The 19,695-nt window shown below is 67.0% G+C and carries 23 protein-coding genes, 1 tRNA gene and 2 pseudogenes; 16 read left to right on the top strand and 10 right to left on the bottom strand.

Going from position 1 to position 19,695, the window contains the following annotated elements:
- The 3 genes from NH287_RS12220 to NH287_RS12210 all read left to right on the top strand — a co-directional run.
- A partial coding sequence (locus NH287_RS12220) for an MFS transporter (RefSeq protein ID WP_253035840.1) occupies positions 1-803 on the top strand: 803 nt, incomplete at its 5' end.
- A gap of 27 nt (positions 804-830) precedes the next feature.
- Positions 831-1,145 (top strand): hypothetical protein, encoded by a 315-nt coding sequence (locus NH287_RS12215; protein ID WP_253035839.1) that lies wholly within the window; start codon positions 831-833, stop codon positions 1,143-1,145.
- Between the two features lie 73 nt (positions 1,146-1,218).
- Positions 1,219-1,292: transfer RNA gene (locus tag NH287_RS12210), tRNA-Gly, on the top strand.
- A gap of 442 nt (positions 1,293-1,734) precedes the next feature.
- Here the strand turns inward: NH287_RS12210 and NH287_RS12205 are convergent.
- Positions 1,735-2,547: a FadR/GntR family transcriptional regulator gene (locus NH287_RS12205; RefSeq protein WP_253035838.1), complete on the bottom strand. Its 813-nt coding sequence runs from the start codon at positions 2,545-2,547 to the stop codon at positions 1,735-1,737.
- Positions 2,519-2,986 carry a ribonuclease E activity regulator RraA gene (rraA, locus tag NH287_RS12200; RefSeq protein ID WP_253035837.1) on the bottom strand — a complete coding sequence of 156 codons (468 nt, stop codon included), beginning with the start codon at positions 2,984-2,986 and terminating at the stop codon, positions 2,519-2,521. Before rraA ends, NH287_RS12205 begins: the two co-directional genes overlap by 29 nt.
- A 60-nt stretch (positions 2,987-3,046) precedes the next feature.
- Between rraA and NH287_RS12195 the strand changes: the two genes are divergently transcribed.
- Positions 3,047-3,529 (top strand): hypothetical protein, encoded by a 483-nt coding sequence (locus NH287_RS12195; RefSeq protein WP_253035836.1) that lies wholly within the window; start codon positions 3,047-3,049, stop codon positions 3,527-3,529.
- Positions 3,530-3,876: 347 nt separating this feature from the next.
- Here NH287_RS12195 and NH287_RS12190 read toward each other — a convergent pair whose 3' ends face one another.
- Positions 3,877-4,923: an NAD(P)-dependent alcohol dehydrogenase gene (locus tag NH287_RS12190; protein ID WP_253035835.1), complete on the bottom strand. Its 1,047-nt coding sequence runs from the start codon at positions 4,921-4,923 to the stop codon at positions 3,877-3,879.
- 121 nt (positions 4,924-5,044) lie between these two features.
- On the opposite strand from NH287_RS12190, the gene NH287_RS12185 reads away from it, so the two are divergent.
- Positions 5,045-5,923: an aldo/keto reductase gene (locus NH287_RS12185; RefSeq protein ID WP_253035834.1), complete on the top strand. Its 879-nt coding sequence runs from the start codon at positions 5,045-5,047 to the stop codon at positions 5,921-5,923.
- Here NH287_RS12185 and NH287_RS15485 read toward each other — a convergent pair.
- Together NH287_RS15485 and NH287_RS15480 are read right to left on the bottom strand one after the other, a co-directional pair.
- Positions 5,844-6,374 (bottom strand): alpha-L-rhamnosidase C-terminal domain-containing protein, encoded by a 531-nt coding sequence (locus tag NH287_RS15485; RefSeq protein WP_374209389.1) that lies wholly within the window; start codon positions 6,372-6,374, stop codon positions 5,844-5,846. The two genes, NH287_RS12185 and NH287_RS15485, sit on opposite strands and share 80 nt — an antisense overlap.
- A gap of 124 nt (positions 6,375-6,498) precedes the next feature.
- Positions 6,499-6,762, bottom strand: a pseudogene (locus NH287_RS15480) (alpha-L-rhamnosidase); the annotation flags it as partial.
- Positions 6,763-6,774: 12 nt separating this feature from the next.
- Between NH287_RS15480 and NH287_RS15395 the strand changes: the two are divergent.
- Both NH287_RS15395 and NH287_RS12170 read left to right on the top strand, forming a co-directional pair.
- Positions 6,775-7,629 (top strand): TraG/TraD/VirD4 family protein, encoded by an 855-nt coding sequence (locus tag NH287_RS15395; protein WP_308210413.1) that lies wholly within the window; start codon positions 6,775-6,777, stop codon positions 7,627-7,629.
- Positions 7,622-7,915, top strand: a complete 294-nt coding sequence (locus NH287_RS12170; RefSeq protein WP_253035833.1) for a DUF4913 domain-containing protein — start codon at positions 7,622-7,624, stop codon at positions 7,913-7,915. Before NH287_RS15395 ends, NH287_RS12170 begins: the two co-directional genes overlap by 8 nt.
- Before the next feature lie 189 nt (positions 7,916-8,104).
- Here the strand turns inward: NH287_RS12170 and NH287_RS12165 are convergent, their stop codons facing one another.
- Positions 8,105-9,334 (bottom strand): MFS transporter, encoded by a 1,230-nt coding sequence (locus NH287_RS12165; RefSeq protein WP_253035832.1) that lies wholly within the window; start codon positions 9,332-9,334, stop codon positions 8,105-8,107.
- Positions 9,331-9,675 carry a metalloregulator ArsR/SmtB family transcription factor gene (locus tag NH287_RS12160; RefSeq protein WP_253035844.1) on the bottom strand — a complete coding sequence of 115 codons (345 nt, stop codon included), beginning with the start codon at positions 9,673-9,675 and terminating at the stop codon, positions 9,331-9,333. Before NH287_RS12160 ends, NH287_RS12165 begins: the two co-directional genes overlap by 4 nt.
- A gap of 106 nt (positions 9,676-9,781) precedes the next feature.
- On the opposite strand from NH287_RS12160, the gene NH287_RS12155 reads away from it, so the two are divergent.
- The 8 genes from NH287_RS12155 (at position 9,782) to NH287_RS12120 (ending at position 16,443) form a co-directional block, all read left to right on the top strand.
- The gene (locus NH287_RS12155; RefSeq protein WP_253035831.1) at positions 9,782-10,063 is read left to right on the top strand and encodes a metal-sensitive transcriptional regulator; all 282 of its coding nucleotides are present in this window, start codon (positions 9,782-9,784) and stop codon (positions 10,061-10,063) included.
- A gap of 32 nt (positions 10,064-10,095) precedes the next feature.
- A complete protein-coding gene (locus NH287_RS12150; RefSeq protein ID WP_253035843.1) occupies positions 10,096-10,425 on the top strand; it encodes a heavy-metal-associated domain-containing protein in 330 nt (109 codons plus the stop codon).
- A 46-nt stretch (positions 10,426-10,471) separates the two neighbouring features.
- A complete protein-coding gene (locus tag NH287_RS12145; RefSeq protein ID WP_253035830.1) occupies positions 10,472-10,645 on the top strand; it encodes a hypothetical protein in 174 nt (57 codons plus the stop codon).
- Between the two features lie 40 nt (positions 10,646-10,685).
- Positions 10,686-12,866 carry a heavy metal translocating P-type ATPase gene (locus NH287_RS12140; RefSeq protein WP_374209388.1) on the top strand — a complete coding sequence of 727 codons (2,181 nt, stop codon included), beginning with the start codon at positions 10,686-10,688 and terminating at the stop codon, positions 12,864-12,866.
- 52 nt (positions 12,867-12,918) lie between these two features.
- The gene (locus tag NH287_RS12135; protein WP_253035841.1) at positions 12,919-13,353 is read left to right on the top strand and encodes a DUF6153 family protein; all 435 of its coding nucleotides are present in this window, start codon (positions 12,919-12,921) and stop codon (positions 13,351-13,353) included.
- A 91-nt stretch (positions 13,354-13,444) separates the two neighbouring features.
- The gene (locus NH287_RS12130) at positions 13,445-14,050 is read left to right on the top strand and encodes a DUF305 domain-containing protein (protein WP_253035829.1); all 606 of its coding nucleotides are present in this window, start codon (positions 13,445-13,447) and stop codon (positions 14,048-14,050) included.
- Between the two features lie 60 nt (positions 14,051-14,110).
- Entirely contained in the window at positions 14,111-15,013 is a 903-nt protein-coding gene (locus NH287_RS15475) for a F510_1955 family glycosylhydrolase (RefSeq protein ID WP_374209387.1), read from the top strand.
- Complete coding sequence (locus NH287_RS12120; RefSeq protein WP_253035827.1) at positions 15,010-16,443, top strand: M23 family metallopeptidase; 1,434 nt, start codon at positions 15,010-15,012, stop codon at positions 16,441-16,443. Before NH287_RS15475 ends, NH287_RS12120 begins: the two co-directional genes overlap by 4 nt.
- 300 nt (positions 16,444-16,743) lie before the next feature.
- On the opposite strand, the gene NH287_RS12115 is transcribed toward NH287_RS12120, so the two are convergent.
- Positions 16,744-18,267, bottom strand: a complete 1,524-nt coding sequence (locus NH287_RS12115) for a SulP family inorganic anion transporter (RefSeq protein ID WP_253035826.1) — start codon at positions 18,265-18,267, stop codon at positions 16,744-16,746.
- Positions 18,268-18,426: 159 nt separating this feature from the next.
- Here NH287_RS12115 and NH287_RS12110 point away from each other — a divergent pair, with 159 nt between their 5' ends.
- Positions 18,427-18,807, top strand: coding sequence for a MerR family transcriptional regulator (locus NH287_RS12110; RefSeq protein ID WP_061682430.1), 381 nt, complete (start codon positions 18,427-18,429; stop codon positions 18,805-18,807).
- Between the two features lie 19 nt (positions 18,808-18,826).
- Here NH287_RS12110 and NH287_RS12105 read toward each other — a convergent pair.
- A pseudogene (locus NH287_RS12105) lies at positions 18,827-19,275 on the bottom strand (IS5 family transposase).
- Positions 19,276-19,348: 73 nt separating this feature from the next.
- The gene (locus NH287_RS15470; RefSeq protein WP_374209386.1) at positions 19,349-19,561 is read right to left on the bottom strand and encodes a hypothetical protein; all 213 of its coding nucleotides are present in this window, start codon (positions 19,559-19,561) and stop codon (positions 19,349-19,351) included.
- Positions 19,562-19,695: the final 134 nt, after the last annotated feature.

The raw sequence follows: 19,695 nt of genomic DNA, 5'->3' as shown, positions 1-19,695 counted from the left end.
CGGTCGCCTACCTGCACGAGGCGGCCGGTCCGCATCGCGCCGGGGTCGCCGCGGGCGCCTACGTGGCGGCGACGAGCGTAGGCGGTCTGGCCGGCCGGCTGGTCGCGGCGCCGGTGGGCGAGCTCGTCGGGTGGCGGCTGTCGCTCGAGCTGATGGGGGTGCTGGCGGCGGCGCTCACGGTGCTGTTCGCCGTGCTGCTGCCGGCGACCGCGACGCACCGGGTCGTGCCGTTGCGCAGCAGTCTGCGGACGCTCAGGCGCCAGGCGGTCAACGTGCGGGCCCGGCCGCTGTACGCGATCGGGGCGATGGTGGTGGGCGCGATGGTCGCCGTGTTCAACGCGATCGGGTTCCGCCTCGAGGCAGCGCCGTACTTCCTGAGCGCGACGGCGGTGTCGCTGGTGTTCCTGACGTACCTGTCGGGCACCGTGACCTCGCGCCTGTCGGGCGCGCTCGTCCACCGATGGGGAACGCGGATGCCGCTGGTCGCCGGCGGCGCCCTGATGACCGTCGGCGCCGCCGTGACGATCGCATCGGATGTGGCGGTGATCGTCGCCGGCATCCTGCTCATCACGGCGGGGATGTTCCTCGCGCACGCGACCGCCAACGCAGCGACGGCGCGGGCGGGCGGGTCGGGGCGGCAGCACGCCGTCGCGCTGTACAGCGTCGCGTACTACGTGGGCTCGAGCGTCATCGGCACGGTGGGCGCTGCCGCGTGGACGGCGGGCGGATGGTTCGCCCTGGCGGGGCTCGTCGCGGGGCTCGGCGTGCTCGTCGTGGTGTGCTCGCTCGCCGTGCGTGACTGATGTCGCACCCGCCGATAGGGTGCGGGCATGGACAGCTACGGACAGTACGCAGGGCTCGGCGCCGGTTTCGTGATCCTCATGATCGTGCTCTACCTGGGCTTCATCGCCCTCATGATCTGGGTGGGCTACCTCATCCAGCGGACCGCGGTGAAGAACGGGATGCTGCGCGCGATGCAGGAGAGCGGCATGGTCTTCGCGCCGCGCCCCGGGCCGCCCTACCCCGGCGGCGGGTACCCGGGCGGTCAGCCGCCGCACCCCGGCCAGCCGCCGCACCCCGGGCAGCCGCCGCACCCCGGACAGCCGCCGCAGGGCCCGGGACAGCCGCCCGCCGCCACGGACTGACCGGCACTCCCGGTCTGCGTTCGGTCGAACGGCTCCCGGTCTTGCTAGGCTTGCCGGGTGCCTCCGGGCGCACGGGGCTGTAGTTCAATGGCAGAACTTCTGCTTCCCAAGCAGACAGCGCGGGTTCGATTCCCGTCAGCCCCTCCACGTGTCACTTTCAAAGCTAGTCCGGACATTCCAGACCTAGTCCGGACCGGTCTTTGGCAGCACAGCGGTCGGCACACCCCTCGCATCCAGGGATCGCGGTCAACGTCGCCAGCGACACAACAAGCGTGCCCTCCGTTCTCGTACGATCGTGCGTCATGGCGAGGACGTCCACCGCCATCTGCGGAGCTCCGACGACGCGGGATCGGTGCCTGCCAGCCGATCACGACGGCATGGCTCTCGTCGCTGGCACCTGCGGGCGGGCGGGGATCCATGTTGTCCCTCAGGCTGGTCGGCAACCGCTTCGCGCAGTCCGCCGTACCGGTCCTTGCCAGCGTCGTCGCTGCTCCAATAGGTGCCAGCGGGGTCGTCGCGGTGTTGGCCGGGTTTCTGGTCGTGGCTACGTGGGCGGGCGCCGCCGTGCCGAACGCTGAGACCGAGTGAGCTAGGCGGTCCGAGCGCCGCGCTCGTCCTCTTCGAGCGTCTCCACGAGGCGCCGACTGGCATTGTCCATGTGGGCGGTCATCGCCGCCCGGGCACCGTCAGAGTCCCCTGCGCGGATTGCATCCAGCACCGGCACGTGCTCCTGGAAAGACGACCAGCCGGCCGGCCAGCTCGCATCGCCGGCGGCCGTAACCTTGGCGTACTCTGCCTCGACGACTCGGTGGATCCACACGTGCAGGAGAGACGAGATGTTGGTCAGCATGTTGGACAAGACGCTGTTCCCTGACGCCTTCGCCACGGCGAGATGGAATCGCACGTCAGCATCAACAAAGGCGTCGACATAGGCGGCGTCCCGCATAGCAGTGAGTGCTTCTTCGATCTCGGTGAGGTGCTCTTCGGAGCGGCGGGAAGCGGCGAGCTCGCTGGTGACGCGTTCGATGTGTTGCCGCGCTTCTACGAGGTCGACGGTGTGACGTTCGCCCAACATCAGACCCCACTCGATCACGCGAGGGAGGAGGTCGGAATTGCTTCCACGAAGGTAGGTACCGCCGCCGTGGCGGAACTCGACAAGGCCGAGCAAACCAAGAGACTTGATGCCCTCGCGGACGACAGACCGCCCGACACCGAAAGTTTCACTAAGCTGACGCTCAGAGGGCAGCTTCTCGCCGGGGCCGACGTGGCCGGAGAAGATGTAGTCAAGAAGCGCGCGGGCGACTTCGGACGAGGCCGGCTCCGGCCGCTGTAGATTGACCGGTCGCAGGCCGGCGATGCCGGTGGACGGCGCCTTATCGTTCAACGAGGATCCCGTCTTCATCGGAGTAGAGGTGTGCCCCTACCCGGAACGTTACCCCGCCGAACTCGAGAGTAATGTCAGCCTCGCCAGCCCCGGTCTTGGTGCTCTTCCGAGGGTTGGTGCCGAGAGCCTTCACACCGATCTCGATGCCGTTGATCGCGTTCTGATCACGGACCACCCCGAAGATAACGGCGCCCGCCCATCCATTGGATGAGGCGATCTCCGCGATCATGTCGCCCATCAGGGCTCGCTCCAGCGATCCTCCACCGTCGACGACGAGAACAGCACCCTCTCCAGGCGTGGATACCGTCGCCTTGAGGAGCGCATTGTCTTCAAAGCACCGCACAGTGCGAATCGGCCCGTCGAACGCTGTCCGCGAGCCAAACGACCGGAACTGGATGGGTACCGACTGGATGTCCTCACCCAGCTCGTCGTACAGGTCAGCAGTGACAACAGACATCGGGCCTCCATTAGCTCTTTGCCGCATCGTAGCAAGAGGCCGACCAGTCGGCCACTACCGATGGCGCGCCAATCGAGCAGGAACTACATTCGGCTGAAGAACCTGCTCGACTTCATCCCCGGCGTCCTCGCGACTCTCGCGACGACCGGCGTGATTGCCCTTGTCGCGGCGATGCTACCCGGGCCGCGATGGTCCAGACAGCTCGCGCGAGAGACCGCTATCTACGGTGCACTACCGGAGGGCGGCGAACGCGAAGCGTGGGAGAGGCGAGTCTTGGATCACGCCCGTCGGCTGCGGCTCTTTGAGGATTTCATGCCACTCAGGCACAAGATCTTCCCTTGGGTTCCCGTTACTGTCCTCCTCGCGTTGATGGTGTGGCTCATCATCGACCCCCAGCAGTGGGACGGACTGCTAGCCGAGGGCCCGATCATGGTGCCCTTCTCGCTGATGGCCCTCATCAGCGCTGGTTCATTCGTGATGACGGGTGTTCTTGGGCTCACTCCAAATGGAAGATCGGCCGAACACTTCGCTGCTCAAGAGTGACGACAAACACACCCCCCGGGTTGTCCGCCACGCCAGTCGCCAAGTGGTCCACTGGTCGGCCACTTTCATGTATCGTGCTGTGGGTCGCCGTATGCGACCGTTTCCGGGCAGCTGAGTACTCGCCGCCCGAAGGGCCTCGAGCCCGCGCCAATGTTGTCGTTAGGAGAATCAGCGAACATGAACAGCCCGCAGCTTCACGGAGCGGTCCTCTGATGCTGGCCGTTCTTGGATTCGGAACGCTCGTGACCTTCATGGTCACGGTTATGCGGAAGTGGGCGACCGCGTTCGTCGCGATCCACGCGAGGGTAACACCCCGCGGTGACCAGAATCCCGCCGGGTTTTCAGACTCAGTCCTTCAAGGTCTCGATGTCGATGACGAAGCGGTAGCGGACGTCCGATCGCAGCACCCGCTCGTACGCCTCGTTGACCTCGTCGACGCCGATCAGCTCGGTCTCGGGCACGATGCCGTGGGCGGCGCAGAACTCGAGCATCTCCTGCGTCTCGGCGATGGATCCGATGCTGGAACCGGCGAACGACCGCCGGTTGCCGAACAGCGTGAACACCCGCAGCGGCAGCGGCTCGGGCGGGGCGCCGACGTTGACCATGGTGCCGTCCAAGCGCAGCATCCGCAGGTAGGAGTCGAGCTTCAGCGGCGCGCTCACCGTGTTGAGGATGAGGTCGAACGTGTTGGCGAGGGTCCGGAAGGTGGCGTCGTCGCTCGTCGCGAAGTAGTGCGACGCACCGAAGCGCAGGCCGTCCTCCTGCTTCGACAGGGTCTGCGACAGCACGGTCACCTCGGCACCCATCGCGGCCGCGATCTTGACCGCGAGGTGCCCGAGCCCACCCATGCCGACGACGGCGACCTTCGAGCCGGGTCCGACCTTCCAGTGCGCGAGCGGGGAGTACGTCGTGATGCCGGCGCACAGCAGGGGCGCGACCGACTCGTACGGGAGCGCCTCGGGGATGCGGAGCACGAAGTCCTGATCGACGACGACGTGGGTCGAGTAGCCGCCCTGCGTGATCGTGCCGTCGCGGTCGACCGACGCGTACGTCTGCGTGTTGCCCTTCAGGCAGTAGTTCTCCATGCCGGCCCGGCAGTTCTCGCACTCGCGGCACGAGTTCACCATGCACCCGACGCCCACGCGGTCGCCGACCGCGAAACCGTCGACCTCGGATCCGACCTCGACGACCTCGCCGGCGATCTCGTGCCCCACGACCTGCGGGTAGGTCACCGGACCCCAGTCGCCCCGAACGGTGTGGATGTCGGAGTGGCAGATCCCCGCGTACCGGATGGCGATGAGCACATCGCGCGGTCCCGTCTCGCGACGCTCGATCGTCGTGCGGATGAGGGGGTCGGTTGCCGAAGGGGCTGCGTACGCGGCGACGGTGGGCATGGGTTCTCCTTGCTGATCGATCGACGGATGCCGCGGGTCGCCGCATCCGTCCTGTCACACGCTACGCGCGCGACCGTGGGTATCGTCGGAGGCGACCGCGCACCGAAGCCGGGAGGCACCGATGAACGCCCTCTCCCCCACCCCCGTCATCCTCGGGGCCTCGCGTCTCGGCGACCGCCCGGGGGCAGCCGAGCTCGCCGACGCACTGATCCGCTCGGACCTCGGCGACGTCGACACGAGCAACAACTACGCCGGCGGACGCAGCGAGCAGGCGCTCGGCGACGCGATCCGGCGCGCCGGCGGACTGCCCGGACCGGCGCGGATCTACTCGAAGGCCGACAGCGACCCCGACACGGGCGTCTTCGACGGCGACCGGGTGAAGCGTTCGCTCGACGAGTCGCTGACCCGCCTCGGGCTCGACCGCCTGCCGCTGTACCAACTGCACGACCCCTACGGCCTGACGCTCGCCGAGGCGATGGGCCCGGGCGGTGCCGTCCCCGCCCTGATCGAGCTCCGTGACCAGGGCGTAATCGGCGCGATCGGCATCGCATCGGGCACGCTGTCACAGGTGCGGGAGTACGTCGACACCGGTGCGTTCGACGTCGTCCTCTCGCACAACCGCTACACGCTGGTGACGCGCACCGCCGAGCCCGTCTTCGAGGCGGCCCGCGCGCAGGGCATGACGGTCTTCAACGCGGCGCCGTTCGGCGGCGGCACGCTCGCCAACGGCGACGGCTCGTTCGGTTACCGTCCGATGCCCGCCGACTTCGCCGCCCATGTCGGTCGCGTCCGCAGCCTCGCCGACGAACACGGTGTCGACCTCGCCGCCGCGGCGCTGCAGTTCTCGATGCGCAGTCCCCTCGTCGACGCGACCATCGTCGGGATCTCGTCGACCGCCCGCCTCGACGCCCTCGGCCCCCTCATCGAGGCCGAGGTGCCCGAGGCGTTCTTCGACGCGGTCGAGTCGCTCGGCGAGCCCCCGCCCGGGGTCGACGACTGACGCGCCGGGTCAGGCGCGCGCTGAAGGTGTGGCCACCGCCGGCGACCTCGACGACGCGCCCGTCCGGCAGGACGACGTCGGCGGGCAGGCCGTCCGGCAGACCGACCTCGAGCGTCAGCTCGCCGTCCGGGATCCGCCACGCGACGGTGACCGGCCCCCCGCGGGTCAGGAGGGATATCTCGGCCCACTCGATTCCTGGACCCGGTCGAGGCTCGACGCGCGCCCGACCGTAGCCCGGTGAGGCAGGACGCAGACCGCCCACCACCTGGTGGATCCAGTCGACGACCGCCCCCAGCGCGAAGTGGTTGAAGCTCGTCATCTCGCCCGGGTCGATACTCCCGTCGGGGAGCATCGAGTCCCACCGCTCCCAGACGGTGGTCGCCCCCATGGTCACGGGGTACAGCCACGAGGGGCACTCCCGTTCGAGCAGCAACCGGTAGGCGTCGTGCACGTGACCGGAGCATCGGGGTCGAGCCAGTCGCCGAATTGGTTGCCGTCCCCTCGGGGAAGTCCGCGTACTTCAGCACGGCAGGCACGACGAAGGGCACGGCGCGGTCGGGCGCGTGCTCGGTCTCGAGCCGCAGATCGCGCAGCCAGCTGTCGAGGAAGTCGGACGTGTCGAACGGGAACGACGCGGATGCCGCATAGGCGGCGATATCTCCCGTCCACCCCAGTCGCTCGTCGCGCTGCGGGCAGTCGGTCGGCACACTCAGGAAGTTGCCGCGCTGGCTCCAAACGGCGTTCTCGCCGCAGCGCTCGAGGGCCTGCCGATCACGACCGCCTTCACCTGGACGACCACGCCCGGCGATGATGAGCCGGTGCGGATCCTCCGCCGTCACGGGTACGAACAAATGGCGGATGCCGTCTCCGGGCAGGTCAACGGCGAGTCTCGCCGTCGCGACAGTGTCTACGGCACCGCCGCTCAAATGGCGTCGTGCCTGAAGGTGCGTGCAATCGCGCAATGGGTGACCCCCCAAGGCAGCTTCGACCCGCGGCCGCAGTTCGAACCGCACGCGTTCGTGCGCTCGAGCGACACGCTCTACAGCCTCTCCAAGGAGGGTCGCGGCACCGCCGGCCCGCTGGTGACCGCGCTAGCGGCCGCGACGGTTGAAGCGGCGGAGGAGTACGCGACCACGCAGCCCGGCGGGCGCCTGCAGGTGCCGATGCTCGGTGTTCTCGACGAGGCCGCGAACGTGTGCCGCTGGCACGACCTCCCCGACCTTTACAGCCACTACGGGTCCCGTGGAATCGTCCTGATGACGATCCTGCAGTCCTGGTCTCAAGGGGTGCAGGTGTGGGGGCGCGACGGGATGCGCAAGCTGTGGAGCGCCTCGAACGTCGCCGTCTACGGCGGCGGTGTGAAGGAGCCGGAGTTCCTGAACGAGCTCTCGCAGATGATCGGTGACTACGACCGGCGCACGACCTCCACCAGTGTCGGCCGCGGCACCCGGTCAACCTCTCATGGGGTGCAGCGCGAACGCACCTTGGACGTCGCGGATCTCGGCGCACTGCCGGGCGGCCGCGCGGTGGTGTTCGCCTCTGGCGCTCCCGCGACCCTCGTCGAGACGGTCCCGTGGATGAACGGGCCACATGCAGCCGCGTTGCGCGCGTCGATCGCCGCGCACGATCCCTCCCACAGCGCACCCGCCGCTTCGGCTCCTGCTCGAGCTGCCGTGATCGAAGAGGACGAGCCGCGCGATGAGTGACCTGCTCGATGACTTCCGCGACGACGACGCCCACGAGCTGGCCACGGAGCTGGTGTACGGCTCCGTCGACGAGTTCGTGCGGGAGTACCTGCGCCACATGTACACGCGCCCTGTCGGGCCCGGAAACGCCCGCTACCGGTGGGCTGCGGACTGGTGGCGCTACCCGGAGGCGGTGGCCCGCCTCGAGGGTCTATGGCGCTCGTGGGAGCACCTGCGGCTCGATCCGGCGACGGGTGCGAGCGTGTGGTGGCGTGACCACGCGGACCACCACATGACCTGCTTCTGAGCCCTGACGGCCCCTTCGCGAAGTCGAAGGATGCGTGCGAGCCCGGCGAACCGTTACCGTACACAGAACCTCCCGAAAGGTGGCTCCCCGACGTGAGACTGACTCCGTAGCACACCTCCGGGTGGCTCGCTCCACTAGCCGGCCTCAGCTCACGAGAGATTGAGTCGAATACTCGAACAGGGCCGCTACTCAATGTTTTTCGAGCGTCGGTGCGGCCTGCATCCGTCGTGTTTGCCAAACGGCCGCGGCGAGGGCTCCTGTTCCGAGGACGGCGAGGTGGACGGCGGCTGCGAGCAGGCTAATGCTGCCCAGCCAGCCTGCGATGGGGTAGGTGATGAGGAAGCAGGCGTGGGACAGCGCGAATTGCGCGGTGTAGACCAGGTTGCGGTTCTGTGGGGTTGACGCTTCAGCAAGAATTCGGGACGACGGGGTGTTCACGAGCGATGTACCCATACCGAGGATCGTCCACGTCACCAGAAGGGCGGGCCATCCGGCTGCGGTTGCGGTGAAGAGACCGGTGATGGTGGCGGCGGCGATCAGGCCGACGACAATCAGGGCGCCGCCGGCGATCATCGGACGGATCACACCGAGCCGGTCAACGATCCAGGGGACGTTGAGTGCGACGATGAGCGACCCGACACCGTAGCAGGCCAGGGCGAGAGTGAGAGCGGTGTCGCCGAGTTCGAACACGCCCCGCGCGTAGACGACGGAATTCACCAGGACGATCGCGGTGCCAGCCGCGACGATGACGTTGGTCAGCATCACGAACCGGAGGGTCGGCGTCCGGGCGAACACCTGGAGGCCTGTGGGGAGACGTTGCCAGAACGTATCGGCTGGCATGTCGGGCTCTCTGGCTGGAAGCGTGGTGATCAGGACGAGGATTGCCGAGCTCGCGAAGCCGAGAGCGGTTCCGAGGAAGAGGTTGTTGTACGAGACGAGCGTGAGAAGTGCTGCGGCGATGATCGGGCTCAGCAGCGCTTCGAGGTCGTATGCGAGGCGAGACAGCGACAGCGCGCGGGTGTAGTCGCGTGACTCTGGAAGCACGCTCGGGATCAGGGACTGAAACGCGGGTGTGAAAGTCGCCGACGCGGATTGCAGAACGAAGATGAGCACATAGATCTGCCATGTCTCGGTCACGAGGGGCAGGGACATTGCGACCGCAAACCGGACCACATCAGCACCGATCAGCACCGCCTTCTTCGGCAGTCGATCCACCAGCGCCGCAGCTAAGGGAGCGATGCCAACGTAGGCGATCATCTTGATCGTCAAGGCCGTACCCAGCACGGCGCCGGCGGAATCGCCTGCCAGGTCGAACGCCAGTAGGCCCAGTGCGACCGTTAGCAGCCCCGTGCCCAACAGGGCCAACACCTGAGCAAGGAACAGCGCCCGGTAGATCGGGTTTCGCAGGACGCGGATCACGCGTGATGTCCCGGGTGCTCATCGATGGCGTGCTCGGCCTTACGGATTGCTTCGATCACGAGCCGTATCGCGTGCTCGTCGGTGAGGCGGTAGAACGCCTTGTTGCCGTCCTGGCGGACCCGGACGAGCTTGCCCCACCGAAGCTTCGCGAGGTGTTGTGAGACCGCAGCAGGGCTCCGCTCGACATGCTCGGCCAGTCCATTTACTGACAGCTCCCCGTCCCGCAGAGCCAGCACGATGCGGATGCGAGTTGCATCGGCGAGCAGCCGAAACACCTCCACGGCTACCTCGACATACTCACTTTCGGGCGAAAGGTCACCACCCTGCGTATCTACGTGCATACGCAGGTAGTAGACCACATTAGGCCGACGTTCTGACATTGGGAATGGCAGGGGCGGCCACGTGGTGAGGTTGCTCTCGATACGGTAGGGGGGTAGTGTACCCGGGATGAACGGGTACTCGACGAATAAGGACGATCTGCTGAAGCGGTTGCGCCGCGCGGAGGGTCAGGTCCGTGGGATCGCGCGGATGGTCGAAGAGGACAAGTACTGCATCGACATCCTCACCCAGGTTTCCGCGGCCACGAAGGCCCTCGAGTCTGTCGCGCTGCCGCTGCTGGGCGACCATCTCTCACACTGTGTTGCCGAAGCCAGCGCTGAGGGTGGTGCCGTTGCGGAAGAGAAGATCCGCGAAGCCAACGAGGCGATCGCCCGTCTGGTCCGTTCCTAACCCACCTATCCACTCACGACGAGGAGACGATGATGAACACTGAGGACCGCAACGACCTGGGCTTGAAGGACACCGGCGCTGACTGTGCATGCTGCGCGACCGCATCGACTCCCGAGACCGCGGATGCGGCCGCGGCGGCTGTGACGTCTGACGTCATGGTGACGGGGATGACGTGCTCGCACTGCGTGTCGAGCGTCACCGAAGAGTTGTCCGCGATCGACGGGGTGGAGGGTGTGTCGGTGGACCTGAACGCGGGTGGCGCGTCACGGGTGACGATCCGCAGCTCGACGCCGATCCCTGCTGCTGCCGTGGAGGCGGCGGTGGAGGAGGCTGGTTACGCCGTGGCCACCAGCCCGTCATGAGCGCGGTCGATGTCGAACTCGACATCACCGGGATGACCTGCGCGTCGTGCGCACGGTCGCGATGGCCGGGCTGCTGAACCCACTGGTCGCCGCGGCCGCGATGGCACTGTCTTCGGTGTTCGTTGTCACGAACAGTCTGCGCCTGCGCGGGTTCCGCACCCTCCCGGCGAGCTCGAGGCTCGCCACCCCCGAACCGGCCCGCGTTTCCGACCGGGTCTGACCTGCATCTGTCCGATGCGAACAGTGGAAGGACGCTCATCATGAGCCAGCACGACCACCACCACCCCACGGCGAGCGGCACAGGTGGGGATGACACCGCGCAGGGACTGCGCGAAACCGTCGCCGAGCCTGACGCCATCGATGAGCCGCACGCCCACCACGCATCAGCGGACGACAGCACCCATGAGCGACACGGCGGCGCGCACGCGGGGATGCAGCACGGTGGACATGGTGGGCACGCCGGGCACGGCGCGGACCATGTCGCACGGTTCCGTCGATTGTTCTGGATCAACCTGATCCTCGCTGTCCCGGTGGTGGCGTTCTCGAGCATGTTCTCGATGCTGATCGGCTACCCGCTGCCCGACACAGCATGGGTGGGTTGGATCTCCCCGGTTCTCGGCACCGTCATGTACGTGTGGGGTGGTTCCCCGTTCCTGACCGGCGCGGTCAGCGAACTGCGTGCCCGTAAACCCGGCATGATGCTGCTGATCGGGCTGGCGATCACCGTCGCGTTCATCGCGTCGTGGGGGGCGAGTCTCGGGCTGCTGGATCACAAACTGGACTTCTGGTGGGAGCTGGCGCTGCTGATCGTCATCATGCTCCTCGGGCACTGGATCGAAATGCGGTCGCTCGCACAGACCACCTCCGCACTGGACTCCCTTGCCGCGCTCCTCCCGGACGAGGCGGAGAAGGTGGACGGGGACACCACGGTCACCGTCGCGCCCGCTGACCTGCAGGTCGGCGACGTTGTCGTGGTTCGCCCTGGCGGACGGGTTCCGGCTGACGGTCGGGTGGTGCAGGGTTCGGCGAGCATGGACGAGTCGATGATCACCGGCGAATCCAAGCCTGTACGCCGCGGCGACGGGGACGCGGTCGTGGCCGGAACCGTCGCCACTGACTCCGGCATCCGTGTTGAGATCAGCGCCGTCGGAGAGGGCACTGCTCTCGCCGGCATCCAACGCCTGGTCACCGAGGCCCAGAATTCCTCCTCGAAGGCGCAGCGCCTCGCCGACCGTGCCGCCGGGTGGCTGTTCTGGTTCGCGTTGGTCGCCGCGGTAATCACCGCCGTTGTGTGGACCATCGTCGGGTTGCCTGATGATGCGGTGATCCGCACCATCACGGTGCTGGTGATCGCCTGCCCGCACGCTCTGGGCCTGGCAATCCCACTGGTGGTGTCCATCGCCACAGAGCGCGCCGCCCGCGGCGGGGTGCTGATCAAAGATCGTCTGGCCCTGGAGAGCATGCGCACCGTCGACACCGTGCTGTTCGACAAGACAGGCACCCTCACCAAGGGCACCCCCGCCGTCACCGCAGTCGAACCTGCCGGTAGCATCGCCCCCGACACGCTGCTCGCCCTGGCCGCCGCGGCCGAGACGGACTCGGAGCATCCACTGGCCCGCGCGATCGTGAACGCCGCGAAAGCCCAGCAGCTCACCGTGCCCGCGGCAGCGGATTTCACCTCGTCCCCAGCGGTAGGAGTCAGCGCACGGGTCGACGGGACGCAAGTGAAGGTTGGTGGCCCGTACCTGCTCGAGCAAGAAGGCGGCAGCGAGCTGCCCGTCGCGGATCAGTGGCGAGAGGAAGGCGCGATCATTCTCCACGTCCTCATCGACGGGCAGGTAGCCGGGGCGCTCCGGTTGGCTGATGAGATCCGACCCGAGTCCCGCGCGGCCGTGGCCGCGCTGCACGAGCGGAACGTGCAGGTGGTCATGATCACCGGTGACGCGGAAGCGGTCGCAGCCTCGGTCGCGACCGAGCTCGGCATCGACCGGTACTTCGCGGGCGTCCGACCCGAAGACAAAGCCTCGAAGGTGAAGGGGCTGCAGGGCGAGGGCCGCAAGGTCGCGATGGTCGGTGACGGAGTCAACGACGCGCCCGCTCTCGCGCAAGCGGACGTTGGTATCGCGATCGGTGCCGGCACGGATGTCGCGATTGCCTCCGCCGGGGTGATCCTCGCCAGCGACGACCCTCGTTCCGTGCTGTCAGTGATCGAACTGTCTCGCGCGAGCTACCGGAAGATGAAGCAGAACCTGTGGTGGGCGGCCGGCTACAACCTCCTGTCCGTCCCCCTCGCGGCCGGCATCCTTGCCCCGGTCGGGTTCGTGCTACCAATGTCGGTCGGGGCGATCCTGATGTCCTTGTCAACAATCGTGGTGGCACTCAACGCGCAACTGCTCCGCCGACTGGATCTGTCACCCGACGCGGTCGCCGGGCGCGGCTGATCCGTAGATTCACGTCGTACTCTAGGACCGCGGGAGGTGGAACGTGTCGCTGATGAACATCGCTAACAGCGTGGACCGTTCTCATGCGCGCGCCCGCACCCGCACACTGGTCACCCTCCTCGCCGTCACGACCGCCGTGATCGTCGGTCTATTGGCGATGCACTCGCTCGGCTCCGGACAGGGCCACGACGCCGCGCCCATGTCTCATGCTGCCTCGATGGGCGAGACCCACGCGGCAGCGGCCAGCACGAGCGACGGCGCCACAGCGTCGACGGAGTGTGTGGACTGTGGCGGAGGGCATGCGGACTTGCTGATCATGGCCTGCGTACTGGCGATTCTCGCTCTGGTGATGCTGCTGGCCCCTCGCAGCGCGGCGCTGCTGCGCTTCGTCCGTGACCGAGCACCGGCCGTCGCCCCCTTGGCGCCGGGTCGTCGACCTACTCTCGCGGCCCCGTCGTTATCTGTCCTCTGCGTTAGCCGTACGTGAACGGCGGGGGAGTGGGTACCCGGTACCTGCTCGCCTCCGCCTTTTCGCCAGCTCGCCGCTGGCTTCACGTATCGATGCTTGGAGACCCCAGATGAAAATTCGTACAGCGGCCACGGTCGCGCTCACCCTCGCCACGGCCCTCACCCTCGCCGGTTGCGCGGGCGGTGGCAACTCGACGTCTATGCCCGGGATGGATCACGGCGGAAGCTCCTCGTCAGCTCCCGCCGAGGCTGCGAACTTCAACGACGCGGACGTGATGTTCGCGCAGATGATGATCCCGCACCACACGCAGGCTGTGGAGATGTCGGACATGCTCCTCGGGAAGGACGGTGTCGATGAGCGTGTCACCGCGTTGGCCGAAGAGATCAAAGCCGCCCAGCAGCCCGAGATCGATCAGCTTGAACAGTGGCTGGATCAGTGGGGCGCGGACTCGTCCATGGACGGCATGGGCGACATGGACCACGGTGGCGGGATGATGACCGAGGACGACATGCAAGCGCTCGAGAGCGCCAGCGGAGACGACGCGTCCCGACTGTTCCTGGAACAGATGACTGTCCACCATGAGGGCGCGATCGACATGGCGCAGGACGAGATCGACAACGGTCAAAACCCCGACGCGATCGAGATGGCGCAGAACATCGTCGACACCCAGACGGCGGAGATCGCAGAGATGGAGAACATCCTCGCGGCACTCTGACCCCCGCGGTGTGGGGCGCGGTCGCGCGCCACACCGCCGTCAGTGGCCTGCAGGTCCGACATGCAACACCGCTTCTTCCTCGGCGCACCCATGCGCCCACGCACCCCCCGCTCATTCGCCACCCGCCGCGCACTTCCCGCGCTCGGCGTCTTCGCCGCCGCAGTCCTAGTAGTCACCGGCTGCGCATCGAACCCAGGGCAATCCTCTGGGGCGGAGACACCTCTCACACACGTGCATGGGATCGTCGCCGACCCCGCCGGTGAGGGTTTCCTCATCGGCACACACGCGGGCATCTACCCCGCCACCGCAGACGGCGACACCGGTGCCCGGATCGGTCCGGGGTTTGATGCGATGGGGCTTACCGCCGCCGGGGACGCTCTTCTCGCCTCCGGGCACCCTGGCCCCGACACCCCCGCGGAACTTGGCACCCCTCACCTGGGCATCATCCGAAGCACCGACCGAGCCATGACCTGGTCTCCCGTGGTCTTCTCAGGCGAGAAGGACTTCCACGTACTCGCCGGCACCACCTGGAACGTGGTCTATGGGATCGCCACCGACAACCCTGAACTGCTCACCAGCACCGACGGGGGAGTCACCTGGCAACCCACCGGAGCGGAGGTCCCCGCACGCAACCTCGTCGTGGACGCCACCGAACGGCTCATCGCGTCCACCCCAGACGGGCTGCAAGTGAGCACCGACGCGGGAGCCACCTTCACCGGTTGGACGGACGCTCCCACCATCGCGCTGCTGAACACCTCACCCGACCACCAGCGCATCGTTGGTGTCGACACAGCCGGCACCGTCTGGGTCACTGGCGCCGGCGAGTCGGAATGGATCGAAGCCGGCGCTACCAGCTTGAGCGTGCAGGCAGTCGCGATCACCAACGCGGGAGACGTGCTGACCGTCGACCAGGCGGGGATATCTCCTCCCGCCCCACCGGCGTCGACGGGCTCCGAGCAATGAACAGCCCGCATCAAACCCCACCCGCCCGCATCGATGACGTCGATTGCGGCTGCGGCCCGACCCCGGCTGAGGCACGCCGGCTGTGGCCCAGTGTCAGCCGGCGCAGCCTGGTGGGTGCTGCTGCACTGGGGATAGTTCTCAGCGCGACGGGTCTGGGACTGGCGTCACCTGCTCTCGCGGCTAAGTACCCCACGTGGGACGACGTCGAGAAAGCTCGCCGCAACCAAGCCAGCAAGAATGCGGAGATCGACCGCATCGAAACACTGATCCGCTCTCTCACGAACGACGTCGACACCAAACAGGCCGAAGCCGACCGCCTCGGGCAGGAGTACGTGCTCGCTCAAGAGGCATATGAAGACGCAGTCGAACGCGCCGACGCGGTGCAGGCTGAGGCCGATGCCGAAACTGCGCGCGCAGCAGAAGCAGCCGCGAAGCTGGGGGCACTGGCCGCCGAGCAGTACCGCACCGGTCGAAGCGACCCGACGTTGGAACTGTTCTTCTCCGACACCGCAGCCGAAGCGGACGAGCTTCTGGGCCGCTTGGGGGCGATCGACAAGATCGCTGACGCCAACCGAGCCCGATACGCGGACGCTGCCGGCGCCCGCGACAACGCGCGGAACCTGAGCAATCAGGCCATCGTCGCTCGCAATGAGCGCGATCGCCGCAAGGGCGAAGCGGAACAGAAGATGCGCACCGCGCAAGCAGCCGCGCAGGCCGCGCAAGCGGCGCTCGACGCGCAAACCGAGCACCGGCTCACCCTGGAAGCCCAACTCGACGCACTTCGCGACACGACAGCATCAACACTCGCCGGCTACCAGGCAGGTGTGGAGGCCGAACGCAAACGCCGAGAAGAAGCCCGCCGTAAGGCACGGGAAGCAGCCGCGCGGCAGGCCAGAGAGGAAGAACAACGACGTCGCGAGGAGGAACGGCGGCGACGAGCAACAGGCGGTAAAACCAGCGGGGCCTCCGGCGCGAGCGGCAACACGGGCGGAAGCGGTGGCCAGGTCCAATCGTCGGGATGGGTGCGACCAGCTCACGGCTGGATCAGCTCAGGATTCGGGACCCGAGGGACGATCTGCCGTAACGGGTACTGCACGAATCGCGGGCACCGCGGGACCGACTTCGCCAGCAGTTGCGGATCCCCTATCTACGCCGCCGCGGCCGGCACCGTCATCTTCGCCGGCTACAGCGGCGCTTGGGGCAACTACATCAAGGTGCAGCACCGCGACGGCACCATCACCGGGTACGCCCACATCATCGACGGTGGCTACAACGTCCGTTACGGCCAAACCGTTCGCGCGGGCCAAGTCATCGCTTTCATCGGTAGCACCGGCGCCTCAACCGGATGCCACCTCCATTTCGAGGTCTACCTCAGCGGCGTTCGCGTCGACCCCGTCCCGTTCCTCCGTGCCCGCGGGATCGCCGTATGACCCCCCGTATTCAACAGCTGATTCGGATGCGCCCCCTCGATGGGCGACTCACCGTCGCGGAGCGAGCGTCTTACGTCGAATCGTTCCTTGCCTGCGCGGCGACGATGAAAGACACTGACGACTCCGCGTGCGCACGCATCGCCGTCCTCCTCGGCCGGGAAGTGAGTTTGGACAGCATGATCATGCGTGTTGCGCTGGAGGACGCTCAGCGGTCCTGTCGGCGATGTCAGCACACATGCACCAGATTGCTCGCTCTCTTCTAGGGCGTGTTGATTTAGTGCCGGGGTCGCTGGAGTCCAGTTAGTGCGCGTTGCCGAGTCCGCCAGTGAGGCGGCCGTGGAATCGGGCGGTGGCGTCGTTCATGCCGGTGAAGGTGACGGTCTTGCCGAGGTGTTCGTATTTGGTGTGGATGGCGTCGAGCGCGGCGACGGTGGATGCGTCCCAGACGTGGGAGCGGGTCAGGTCGACGACAACGCGGTCGGGGTCGTGGGTGTATTCGAACTGCGTGGTGAGGTCGTTGCTGGAGGCGAAGAACAGTTCTCCGTCGACGGTGTAACGGGCGGTGGGCTGGCCGTCTTGGTCGGTGATCTCGCGGGTGACGGTGGTGAAGTGCGCGACGCGGCGGGCGAAGAGGATCATCGCGGCGATGACGCCGACGCCGACGCCGATGGCGAGATTGTGGGTCCACACGGTGATGCCGACGGTGACGACCATGACGAGGGTTTCGCTGAGCGGCATGCGCTTGAGGGTGGTGGGGCGGATGCTGTGCCAGTCGAACGTGGCGACGGAGACGACGATCATCACGGCGACGAGGGCGGCCATGGGGATGACGGCGACGATGTCGCCGAGCGCAAGCACCAAGACGAGGAGGAACACGCCGGCGAGGAAGGTGGAGATGCGGGTGCGGGCTCCGGATGCCTTCACGTTGATCATCGTCTGCCCGATCATCGCGCAGCCGCCCATGCCACCGAACGCGCCGGAGAGGATGTTCGCCGCCCCCTGAGCCCACGCTTCGCGGGTCTTTCGGGAGTGGGTGTCGGTGATGTCATCGACCAGTTTCGCGGTCATGAGGGATTCGAGGAGCCCGACGATGGCCATCGCGGCGGCGAACGGGAAGATGATGCCGAGGGTGTCCAGGGTGAGCGGAACGTTCGGGATGAACAGTTCGGGCAGGCTCTGCGGGAGTTGGCCCTGATCGCCGACGGTGGGGACGCTGATACCGAACACGACAGCGGCGGCAGTGAGCAGAACGATCGCGACCAGCGGTGCCGGGACGACACGGGTCAGCAGCGGCATCAGATACATGATGAGCAGGCCCGCGACCACGAGCGGGTAGACCATCCAGGGCACCCCGAGCAGCTGCGGGATCTGCGAGATGAAGATGAGGATGGCGAGGGCGTTGACGAACCCGACCATGACGCTGCGGGGTATGAACCGCATCAGCTTCGCCACCCCGAGAAGTGCCAGCACGATCTGGATGAGCCCACCGAGGATCACGGTGGCGATGAAGTAGTCCATCCCGTACTCGCGGGCAACAGGGGCGATGACCAGCGCGATGGCGCCGGTTGCGGCGGTGATCATCGCGGGCCGGCCGCCGAGGAATGCGATGGCGACCGCCATCACGAACGACGAGAACAGCCCCACCCGGGGGTCGACCCCGGCGATGATCGAGAACGCGATCGCTTCGGGGATCAGCGCGATCGCGACGACCAGTCCGGCGAGGACTTCGCGGGTGAGAATGCGGGGGCTGCGCAGCGCTTGCAGAACGGTCGGTTCGATCCGGTAGCGGGCGGCGGGATCTTGCGTGGGCACGACGGCGGTCACGGTGCTCCTTCGTGGTCGGCGGGGATGTAAGCCCGCAGGAAGGCGCTCCGTTGCGCCGGGAAGTCTCAGAGATTCGGGAGAGGATGGATGCTGCACGACAGGGTGCGAGCGAACAACGAGACTCTAACGTAACGTGAGGGTTGAAGGAAATCGGGGATCATGACTGACGCGGCGATGCACATCGGTGAACTGGCCGAGCGCACTGGTCTGTCACTGCGCACCCTCCGCCATTACGACGAGATCGGTCTCGTCACTCCGTCCGGACGCACCGATGGCGGGTTCCGCCTCTACACCGCCGACGACGAGGCACGGGTGATGCTAATCCGCCGGATGAAACCCCTCGGCTACAGCCTCGACCAGATGCGTGAGCTGCTCGACCTCATCAATCTGGTCAACGCCAACCCGCGCGATCCGGAACTTGATGCTCGGTTTGAGAGTGTCCGGCAGGAGGCGCTCGAGCGGCGCGACCGTCTCAGAATCCAACTCGCCGCCGCCGAGGAGTTCGTCGCTCAACTTCACGCCCGCTCCACGAAGGTGTAAGCGGCTCACCCAAGTCCACTCAGCGCGCGCCGGTCTTGACCCAGATCAAAGTTCCGGCGAGACAGATCGCGGCGCGGTAGTTGCGGGCGAGTTTGTCAGAGCGCATCGCGATCCCGCGCCACTGCTTGAGCCGGTTGAAGCACCGCTCAACCACGTTGCGCCCCTTGTAGCGAGCTTGCTGCTGGTCGCCGAAGTCGATCGGCCGACCCGGCCGCTTCCGGCGGTGCGCGATCTGGTCGTCACGCCCCGGGATGGTCGCAGCGATCCCGCGGCTGCGAAGCCAGGCGCGGTTCGCTTCGAAGGGTAGCCCTTGTCGGCAAGTACCCGGTCCGGGCGGGTTCGGGGCCTACCCTTACCGGCGCGGGGCACGCGAATGTCTTCGAGGACCGCGGTCATCATCGTGGTGTCGTTGACGTTGCCGCCGGTGATCAGCATTCCCAACGGCCGGCCACGGCCATCGCAGACCATGTGCAGCTTGGTTGTCAGTCCGCCGCGAGAGCGTCCGATCCCGTGATCCGGCGGCTCGACCCACGGATTCCTGTCATTCGGTAGAGCCCCCTGTGTCCCGCTTCAGGGTCGCGCCGTGCTGATGCACACGCGCGATCGTGGAGTCGATCGAGACCACCCAGTCAATCTTCCCGGCGGCATCTGCCTGCCTCTGGACCTCCGCGAGCAGCTTCTCCCAGGTGCCGTCCGCGGCCCATCGGCTGAACCGCTTGTAAATGGAGTTCCACTTCCCATACTGCTCCGGCACGTCCCGCTGTCGGCGGCGGGTGAATCCTGGTCACTTTCGGCGCTCGAAAAGTGAACGGTTGCGGGCAGTCTAGCCAGGGGTCTCGTCGGTGGTGGTGCGAATGCTGGGGAGGCTGTCGATGCCTCTGCCGCGGA

It is taken from the genome of Microbacterium sp. CnD16-F (assembly GCF_024124465.1).
In the GTDB taxonomy this organism is placed as follows: domain Bacteria; phylum Actinomycetota; class Actinomycetes; order Actinomycetales; family Microbacteriaceae; genus Microbacterium; species Microbacterium gawkjiense.
This window is presented reverse-complemented; position numbering and strand designations above follow the sequence as displayed.